Here is an 8,273-nt window from a genome sequence, read left to right on the forward strand (position 1 = left end):
TTCTCTTAACTTCCGTCATATCCCCAATAAGCTCATCTCGTTGCTTCTTGTACTCATCACGTTGTTTTCTCATCTTCTTCAACCTAGCTTCCATTACACCTAGTTGGAACCCTGTTTCATAGTTCATACTACCAACTCCCCATCTTTCCAAATTAATGTCATCGTCATATCATCGTTTAAGCTATAGAATGCCTTGGTAGGCACACGTCTGCCATATAAACATTCTTTTATACTAGTGTTCTCATATAGTGTAGAGTTATAGTCTCCTTCTTGAATCTCGAATAATTCAATCAATCTACCAAACTTAGTATTTTCTGTGATTTCCTCTTCAACTTCGACTTCAAAAGTATCATCAGCTGATACAAAACCTTTTATGATACAATTTCTTCCGTCATAAAGAGAGAAGCACTTATAATCAATATCACTCTTAGTTTGTGGATAAAAATTTCTTCCTGTTGCTAATTCAGGATTATCCCAAGCCCATTGGATAAGTTCAGGCAAGTTCACTTCTTTTTTTACTTTGATTTTCATTATTTACATCTCCTTAAAATAAAGTTAGTTGCTTCTGTTCCTCGTGTTCCAACCCATGTTGCTTTATATATATTTCGAGCTCTTCAGTTGTATCAAACGTCTTCTTCACACCTTGCCAACCTGGCACGATATGCCCATGAAAATAATAAATGTCATTCACTACATGGATATGTGCCACTCGTTCGTTATCCCGATACAGATATCTCTTAGATCCGAAAAATTGATTTAAGTATTCTTTGCGTGCGTTATCTGTCATAGTCATCACCCCTTTTAACAATTAGGTAGACCAAACGACATGCATTCATCATATAGCTCTTCGTTCCTTATGCTTGTCTTATAGTTTTCAATCACATTGCTAACTTCTTTATGACTCATTGCTTTAACTTGTTCGTCTGTATATTTTTCGCAGTCTTCCAATTCCAGTTGTTCCTGTAATGACATCACATATTCAACTTGTTTTTGAGTTGCCATAGTTAACCCTCCCACAAATCAAAAGCTCTTTGGACGTAAAACTTCGCCTTTGCTAAATCCTCGTGTCCGTTTTTTAACGGCGCTCTTGACAAGTATTTGATTGCATTACCTATTGCGAATGCTAATTGTGGTGGGTACTGTGCCGTAACTTGTTCAATAAAATCTATAATTTCAATGTCGCCGTATGTGTAGTGCGCTGGTTGCTTAACATTGTCTTGTATTTCATTCATATCTACTTTTCTGTTACTGATTATGCTCATTGTGCTTCACTCCATTTCTTGAACATTTGGTTATAAGTGACATCGAACCAGTACGGATCACGTGAATGTTTTTGAGGTACATTAAACAAATGTGGCTTCTTTCTTCTTAGCTCAGCCTCTCTCTTTCGCTCTCTTTCCAATTTGCGTTCGAGTCTAGCTTGTTCCAGTCTTTCTATTGTTTTCTTTTCTCTGTACTCGCTTAAACGCGTACCTTCTGGTGCGTCCATTGCTTCATGTAGTTCCCAACCGTCTTTTACTCTCTTAGAAACCATTCCAGCGGTTATACCGTGACTTTCTATTAATTCCATTTCAAATTTACTGAACCTATAAGGTTTATCGTGTATCCTTACAATTCTTGCTGTTTTCGCCATTTATTCCACCTCTATATATACATTTCTAATTTTTAAATTGTCATACTCTAGTATTTCGTTAGGATTGTTATATAAGTAATCTGCCAGCGTTTCTTTTTCTTTATCCACATCACCAAAATGCTTATATTCAACTTCTGTAGGTATTCTTATATCAATCGTTGCATTTATATATGCTTGTTGTTGCATTAGATCACTTCATTTCTCTTTTGCGTTCTCGTCTTGCTTTAATTAATTCCTCGTAAGTAATCCATGTTTTGCCTGTGTACTTAGGTGCTTTACATATCCAATTGAGTTTTATGTTTCTGTATTTATGTCTGAAAATCTTAGCTTTAAGTTTTGCTACTTCGGTTGGCATACCTTTAATGTCGATAACTTCAATCAGTTTGTCATCGAGATATAACGCGAAGTCTGCAATATATTCAATCTTTCGTTGTTTATCTAGTTTTGGTAATAATTCGAATTTCGGTTGTATTTCGATACGATCATAGTTAGTGCCATTCTTATTACTTTCTAAATATTGGTAATATTCACACTCCACTTTGCTATCAAATACAATCCCCTTATACTCAACTTTCTTAGCGTTGTATTTACTCATCGTCCACCTCTAAATATCAAATATCGTTGCCTGCAAACCTAACTGATGCTCATAAAAAAGCCCGTGAGCGCCTTTAAATCGTTTTAGGTCACTATCAGTCATAATTTTCTTTTCGTCGCTGAAATGGGCTCCTGTGAGCGAATAAACTTCATTTTCGTTGTCTTTATACTTGATGACTTTGATATCTTCCGTGCCATCTTCTCGGTATAAGTAATATTTTTCTTTCGGCATTTTTAACACTCCTTAATATTCGACGATAGCGGGACGTGTATGACGTTCTGCAAGTTTTTGGATAAATAGGTCATATAACTTATTTTCATCGCCCTGTGCCTCGTCTATGAGTTTCTGAGCGTACATATCTGAACACTCAAGTTTAGTTTTTAAAAATTCTTTGGTTACCATGCATCTCGCTCCCTGAAATCGTCTCCGATTACTCTTACTTTTCTTGCATTGTGTTTCATTCTTGAATTGATACGTTGCCAGTTCATATTTTGATTTAGTTCTTTATCACTAAAGTTAGTTGTAAAGATGTTGTTTTTACCTACTCTGTTATCAACAATGCTGAAAAGTTTGTTTAAAGTATGTTCTGTGTTCTCTACACCCATATCATCTAGTACAAGTAAATCAATATCGCTTAACAATCTGACTAACTCGTCTGTAGTCTCTACTGCATTTTTGTTGTATGTCGCTTTGATACGATCCATCAACATTGGTATGTGCATAAAAGCAACCGTATGCCCTTTAGCTTTGACTGCTTTTGCGATAGCATATGCTAGGTGGCTTTTACCTGTTCCGTATGAACCTTGCAATATTAATGATTTCGGTTCTTTTGTAGAGAAACCCTGTACATACTCTATTGCTGTTTGTTTAGCTTGTACTTGTTTTTCATTTTGTGGTTTATAGTTGTTTACTGTTGCATTTCTTAAAGCCGGATTAACATTTGATTGATTAAAAATATAATCAAGTTTCTTTTGTTTATTCCTTTTGTATTCTTCATAAGCCAATCTTTGAATTTCACATTCGCAACCATCTTTGTATTCATATCCATTTTCAAACTTATATAAGTCATATTGATGCCCACATTTATCACAATTCTGTCTTAGTATTACTTCGATTGGTTGATATTTTTTTAAACTCTCGTTTATTTTTTCGTTGAATAACGGTTTCATAACGTCCTCCTAATCCCAATAACTTTCGTCGTACTTCATACGTTCCAATTGATCTATGCCAGTTTCTTTAATCTCTCCGCTATAATCATTCATATAGCTTTCGTTAGTTAAGAACGTTTTAGGGTACTTTTGATATTGTTTGTCTGTAATAGTTTTTAAATACTCTCGAGTACCTTGCATGATTTGCTCAAAAGAATGTTTCTTTAAGCATGATTTGAATTTAGTAAAAGACATCTTCTTATCTTTCTTCTTGTCGTAAAGTTTCCACCATTCCTCAAATTGCTCATGCGTAACGTCAGTTGCGGTATTATTTGAACTTAAGTTCTTATCTATATCTTTTTCTTTATCTCTTTCTAATTCTTTATCTAATTCTTTATCTAATTCTTTATCTTCTTCTGTTGCGTGACTGTCACGTGACGTCACGTGACCATTTAGCAATTTTCTGTTGTTTTCTCGTTGCTTTTGTTTCCTCAACCTGTTCTGCGCCCTGATTTTCTCGAGTCCTTCAATGTTTTGGTGCTTTTCCCAATTTGTCACTTTTATGACACCATTAACTTTTTCAATCATGCCCAATGTCTCAAAAGTTTGTATTGCTAACCTTATTGAGTTGATAGGTCGACTAAACTCATTTGCTAACATTTCTTCGTTATAAGGCAAGTTTTCGGATAACATAATATAACCTTGTTCGTTGTACTTTCCTGATAAAGTTAGCAACTTAACCCAAATAGTTATGATCGTATCTCTTTCGGGTAAAGCTTCGATATATTTGATTTTGCTGTCATCAAACATGCCAACTTTAAGTTTTATCCACGATACTTCTCCCATTGTCTTCTCCTTTCAGCGCTTTTATTTTGTCCGGTATTTCCCAGTTAGATATGAATTCTTTAAGTTCATCTGTCATAGGTACGTCATTAAGGATTACGTCTGAACCATGTAAATAAAAATTAATTTTATTAAACATGAGAGCAGTCTCATAAATATTTTTTGACCATCCAATATGATATGTCTTTCTTTTATAAGTTATTTGCGCTACATAACCACTTTGAGTTAAATAGACTCCTTTGAACTTACTTTTTCCTCTTCTACGACGTTTTTGGTCTTTGTAAGTTTTGTATTCATATTCAAATATAGAGTCATTTTGATTTTTATGATTCTTATAACCTTGTCCGTCCCAATATTTATCTACTGCGCTGTTGTATGCTTTAGCTGCCTCCCATTCATTAACAAAACTACCTAAATATTTAGATTTGCTATCAATTTTTATTACAGCAGACCATTTTTTTGTTTTTCGATTTAAATAAACACCTTTATAGATACTCGAAGTATTTCTTGTAGGCCTTGCCCATCGTTGTTGATAACCAATTGAAGTGATGTTGTTTTTGGTAAAATCATTATTTTTTATTTTTTGAAAACCATTTTCTAATACAAATCCACTTAAGCTAACGTTGAGTGTCTTTGTGTGAATTCTTCTAACGTTATCTACATAAGATTTTGTCCAAATATATTGATTAACTCTCTCATAATCTTCATCATCAACAAAAATTTCTTCTCCATCTTGTAAAAATATCGATTTAACCATTATTCTCCTCCTTTCAGCATTTTGTTGAGCCTCTCATCAACTTTTATCCACGAGTTATGCAATTGATATTTATCATCAAACGACTTAACGCCCATCGCATGTTGCTCGTTGTGATGTTCGCGACATAACGCTAGTACATGTTTGTCGTAGTGATTCATCTTGTTTCTGTTCATACCTCTGCCGACTGCTTCATAATGCGCTAAGTCTGCGTGAGGCTTTCCGCATATAATGCAATGACGCGTAACAGTTGACCAGTATAAGAATGATTTATCTTGTTTCAGTAGATTACTCGTTTTGTAGCTAAGTGGTATGTCATTGTAGAACGTCCAGTCAAGCGTTGCTTCAATGATTTGACTTGCTTGTGTTCTCGTACAATTACTTAGTGAAATACGTTCATCATAGCCGTAGTAAGTCCTTACATACTCGATGAACATATGTCGCATATAGTCCATTGGTTGACCTGTATATTCTTCTATGTCTTTGACAAGCGCGAATATTTTTCGTCGTTGCTTGCCGGTAATTTGAAACGGATCTATGACGCTCACATCGACTTCCACATCAAACCCGTTATCAAGTAGTAATGTTTCTTTATTACCTAATTCAACACCCGAGATGACAACTGTTGTTGTACCGTCATCTTGAGTGATATAACTAGTAATTATTGGCATTTATATCAACTTCTCAAATTTATATTTATTACCATGTATATCAGTAACATCTTTGTGATTACTTTTTATTTTGTCGCTAATATAACTATGACTTCTGCCTAAGAATTTTCCTGCTCTACTCATACTTATAAATTCATATTCGATACCTAAATGATTAATAAGTTTTACAGCCATATTGGTATGCATTAATCCTGTTTCAAATGCATGCCTATTATTTTCCAAGTGATTACACCATTCAAGATTTTCTACATTGTTATTTTTGGGGTTCCCGTCAATATGGTTAATACAATTTTTACCTTCTATCATTGGTATAAAAACGAATGCCACTAATCTGTGGACTAAAAAATCTTTGCGTTTACCATTTTTCCAAAGGGTTACTCTTACATCTCGACCATTAGGTGTTTTATCTTTTAAATAAAGCTGTTTCCAATGCCTCCATTTTTGATAACGGTTAGACCAAGTAACTTTATTTTTGTGAGTTCTAACTCTACCTTTACTGCTAACTTCGTATATGCCCTCGTAACCTACAACATCTTTCCATAATTCGTTCATCTAACACCTCCTAAAAAGGAAGATCCTCTATAGAGTCTGCGTTGTTATCAAAAGGATTATTACCAGTTTGAGTTTGTCTTTGTTGATGATAATTGTTGTTTGGTTGTTGGTTGTTATTCTTCGGTTCTAAGAATTGAACACTGTCCGCTACTACTTCTGTGACAAATACACGTTGCCCGTCTTTGTTTTCATAACTGCGTGATTGTAAACGTCCATCAACGCCAACCAATGACCCTTTGGATAAATAATTATTTACATTTTCTGCTTGTTTTCTAAAAGTTACACAGTTAATAAAGTCTGCCTCACGTTCTCCTTGAGCGTTAGTAAATGTTCTGTTAACTGCGATAGTGAAAGTGGTAACACTCACACCATTTGGCGTTGTTCTATATTCTGGATCTTTTGTTAAGCGTCCTACTAATACTGTTCTGTTTAACATTATTGTTTTCCTCCAGTAATTGTTTTTGCGTTGTTTCGTATTTTTTGAATAGCTTCTGCTGCTTGTTTTTCTGTTAATTTATAGTTATTTATGTCGAATTTTTGTTCTACTATATTTTGTGGCGCTTCTTTATCCGTGCCCTTTATCAAGTTAGTGAAATCTATAACTTCTTTCCTTAAAATCCCTATGGTTTCGCTACTAGCCCATTGTGTTCTAGTTTGCTGTTTTGGATTATTATTTTTTCCACTTGCTTCATTTCCGTCATCATCTTGGTCGCTAGTAATACCGAAAATCGCGGATAATGAATAACGTTTAAGGTAGCTGATTAACGAGCCTGCGCCTTGTGGCGTATTCTTTTCTGCATTCATAAATACAGGATCGTACTCGATATATTCACCGCTTTCATGCATAAGCATTGTAGCGACTCCTACGCGTCCGTCTACATCGTTCAAAGCCCATTGGGTATAAGACAACCCATGAGGCGTTGCTGCCTTGTCAATAGCTTCTACAACGTTCTCGAGTGGTACATATTTTGATTTGTAAAATGGATTATTTTTATCTTTAAGTGGCTGCTTTACTTCCTTGCGAAACGCAACCATAGCTTTATTTATTTCAACAACTGTTTCTGATTTGTTCATCACTTAATCACCAGACTTTCTGTTACCTTTAATTCAGCACCCGGAATATCTTTCCCAGCTTTCAAATCATCGATTAGTTGCTTAGAATTAAGCTTTGGCGCTTGTGATAGCCAATAATCCTTTGGAATAAGTTTTTCATCGATAATATTTTTACTAGCCCCGTTTTTGCGCTTGTAAATATGATTAGTAGCTGTGCGGTAACTATCTACTTCCTGTGTTTCTAACATCTCTTTTAAGTAATCTCTTAAACGATCAGTTAAATTTTGTTTTTGTTTTTTTAAATTTTGAAGTCTCTTAATTTCTTTATCTATGACATCTATGTCACCTAAAGTTTCACGTCTCCAATTGACAATGTTGTCTACTTTGACGTTCATTTCTGCTTTGATAGAATCTAATGTATCTTTTAGTAATGTTGGATCTAATTCATCTTGATTAGACATCTCTTTAAATGCTTCTGATAGCTCATATAGATTAGCCATTAGTTAATCCCCCTCTACCATTTCATGACTAAGTTAATTAGTCTGTCCTGTTCGTCTGTGTTCTCTTCAATCCATTCATCTATCGCTTGGTTGAATAAGTCTGATGCCATATCTAAGTCATTCTCATCTACGACATAAGCATGTTTAATTGGTACGTTGTTCATATCTTTAACTTGTATTGATATGCCCATATGACCTTTTAAAATGAATAGCTTAAAATCGAATCCGTTAACATGAATATTTTTGCGTATGATATCGCCTATTTCGTAATACATCTTGACTTCCTCCGTTTTTCGTTTTATATTGAACACGAATTAATTTTGTTAATCGTTTGTCACTGTTACTTGTTGGCGCAAGTAGCAGTTTTTTTATTCTTCATAAAAGTATTTCTTATAGAATATGAATGTTGCGATACTTGCGAATCCCGCAATTGACCATGCTGTAGTGAAGTATAGAAACGGCATGAGTACAATCGCTAAGACTGTGAAGCACAGTACTGCTATTAAGTAGCTTTTATAAATGTT

The 8,273-nt window shown here is 34.6% G+C and carries 19 protein-coding genes; all 19 read right to left on the reverse strand.

The window, feature by feature from the left end; all coding sequences use genetic code 11:
- Positions 1-123: 123 nt before the first annotated feature.
- Positions 124-531: a hypothetical protein gene (locus IDG63_RS13875; protein ID WP_103231079.1), complete on the reverse strand. Its 408-nt coding sequence runs from the start codon at positions 529-531 to the stop codon at positions 124-126.
- A gap of 13 nt (positions 532-544) precedes the next feature.
- Positions 545-793, reverse strand: a complete 249-nt coding sequence (locus tag IDG63_RS13880) for an SAV1978 family virulence-associated passenger protein (RefSeq protein WP_078101314.1) — start codon at positions 791-793, stop codon at positions 545-547.
- A gap of 8 nt (positions 794-801) precedes the next feature.
- Positions 802-1,002, reverse strand: coding sequence for a hypothetical protein (locus IDG63_RS13885; RefSeq protein WP_000235326.1), 201 nt, complete (start codon positions 1,000-1,002; stop codon positions 802-804).
- Between the two features lie 2 nt (positions 1,003-1,004).
- Positions 1,005-1,262 (reverse strand): DUF3310 domain-containing protein, encoded by a 258-nt coding sequence (locus IDG63_RS13890; RefSeq protein ID WP_000022720.1) that lies wholly within the window; start codon positions 1,260-1,262, stop codon positions 1,005-1,007.
- Complete coding sequence (locus tag IDG63_RS13895) at positions 1,259-1,633, reverse strand: SA1788 family PVL leukocidin-associated protein (protein WP_206176455.1); 375 nt, start codon at positions 1,631-1,633, stop codon at positions 1,259-1,261. The genes IDG63_RS13890 and IDG63_RS13895 overlap by 4 nt, the downstream gene beginning before the upstream one ends.
- Positions 1,634-1,819 carry a DUF3113 family protein gene (locus IDG63_RS13900; protein ID WP_054193150.1) on the reverse strand — a complete coding sequence of 62 codons (186 nt, stop codon included), beginning with the start codon at positions 1,817-1,819 and terminating at the stop codon, positions 1,634-1,636.
- Positions 1,820-1,823: 4 nt separating this feature from the next.
- Entirely contained in the window at positions 1,824-2,228 is a 405-nt protein-coding gene (locus IDG63_RS13905; protein ID WP_103147029.1) for a DUF1064 domain-containing protein, read from the reverse strand.
- A gap of 9 nt (positions 2,229-2,237) precedes the next feature.
- Positions 2,238-2,459, reverse strand: coding sequence for a DUF3269 family protein (locus tag IDG63_RS13910; protein WP_054193484.1), 222 nt, complete (start codon positions 2,457-2,459; stop codon positions 2,238-2,240).
- Positions 2,460-2,471: 12 nt separating this feature from the next.
- A complete protein-coding gene (locus tag IDG63_RS13915; protein WP_000256594.1) occupies positions 2,472-2,630 on the reverse strand; it encodes a hypothetical protein in 159 nt (52 codons plus the stop codon).
- Entirely contained in the window at positions 2,624-3,397 is a 774-nt protein-coding gene (locus IDG63_RS13920; protein ID WP_031925044.1) for an ATP-binding protein, read from the reverse strand. Before IDG63_RS13920 ends, IDG63_RS13915 begins: the two co-directional genes overlap by 7 nt.
- A gap of 9 nt (positions 3,398-3,406) precedes the next feature.
- Positions 3,407-4,222 carry a phage replisome organizer N-terminal domain-containing protein gene (locus IDG63_RS13925; protein WP_117221673.1) on the reverse strand — a complete coding sequence of 272 codons (816 nt, stop codon included), beginning with the start codon at positions 4,220-4,222 and terminating at the stop codon, positions 3,407-3,409.
- Positions 4,194-4,976 (reverse strand): AP2/ERF family transcription factor, encoded by a 783-nt coding sequence (locus IDG63_RS13930; RefSeq protein ID WP_000240898.1) that lies wholly within the window; start codon positions 4,974-4,976, stop codon positions 4,194-4,196. Before IDG63_RS13930 ends, IDG63_RS13925 begins: the two co-directional genes overlap by 29 nt.
- Positions 4,976-5,644, reverse strand: a complete 669-nt coding sequence (locus tag IDG63_RS13935; protein ID WP_103153105.1) for a putative HNHc nuclease — start codon at positions 5,642-5,644, stop codon at positions 4,976-4,978. The genes IDG63_RS13930 and IDG63_RS13935 overlap by 1 nt, the downstream gene beginning before the upstream one ends.
- Positions 5,645-6,196 (reverse strand): NUMOD4 domain-containing protein, encoded by a 552-nt coding sequence (locus tag IDG63_RS13940; protein WP_117221672.1) that lies wholly within the window; start codon positions 6,194-6,196, stop codon positions 5,645-5,647. It lies immediately after the preceding gene.
- Between the two features lie 10 nt (positions 6,197-6,206).
- A complete protein-coding gene (ssb, locus tag IDG63_RS13945; RefSeq protein ID WP_206176457.1) occupies positions 6,207-6,632 on the reverse strand; it encodes a single-stranded DNA-binding protein in 426 nt (141 codons plus the stop codon).
- Positions 6,632-7,270 carry an ERF family protein gene (locus tag IDG63_RS13950; RefSeq protein WP_031790437.1) on the reverse strand — a complete coding sequence of 213 codons (639 nt, stop codon included), beginning with the start codon at positions 7,268-7,270 and terminating at the stop codon, positions 6,632-6,634. Before IDG63_RS13950 ends, ssb begins: the two co-directional genes overlap by 1 nt.
- On the reverse strand, positions 7,270-7,749 hold the full coding sequence (locus IDG63_RS13955; RefSeq protein WP_000002516.1) for a siphovirus Gp157 family protein: 480 nt from the start codon (positions 7,747-7,749) through the stop codon (positions 7,270-7,272). The genes IDG63_RS13950 and IDG63_RS13955 overlap by 1 nt, the downstream gene beginning before the upstream one ends.
- A gap of 14 nt (positions 7,750-7,763) precedes the next feature.
- Positions 7,764-8,024: a DUF1108 family protein gene (locus IDG63_RS13960; RefSeq protein WP_000291067.1), complete on the reverse strand. Its 261-nt coding sequence runs from the start codon at positions 8,022-8,024 to the stop codon at positions 7,764-7,766.
- A gap of 93 nt (positions 8,025-8,117) precedes the next feature.
- On the reverse strand, positions 8,118-8,273 hold a 156-nt coding region (locus IDG63_RS13965; RefSeq protein ID WP_241012391.1), incomplete at its 5' end, for a DUF1270 family protein.

The sequence above is a fragment of the Staphylococcus sp. EG-SA-14 genome (assembly GCF_017151935.1).
GTDB classification, from domain to species: Bacteria; Bacillota; Bacilli; order Staphylococcales; family Staphylococcaceae; genus Staphylococcus; species Staphylococcus aureus.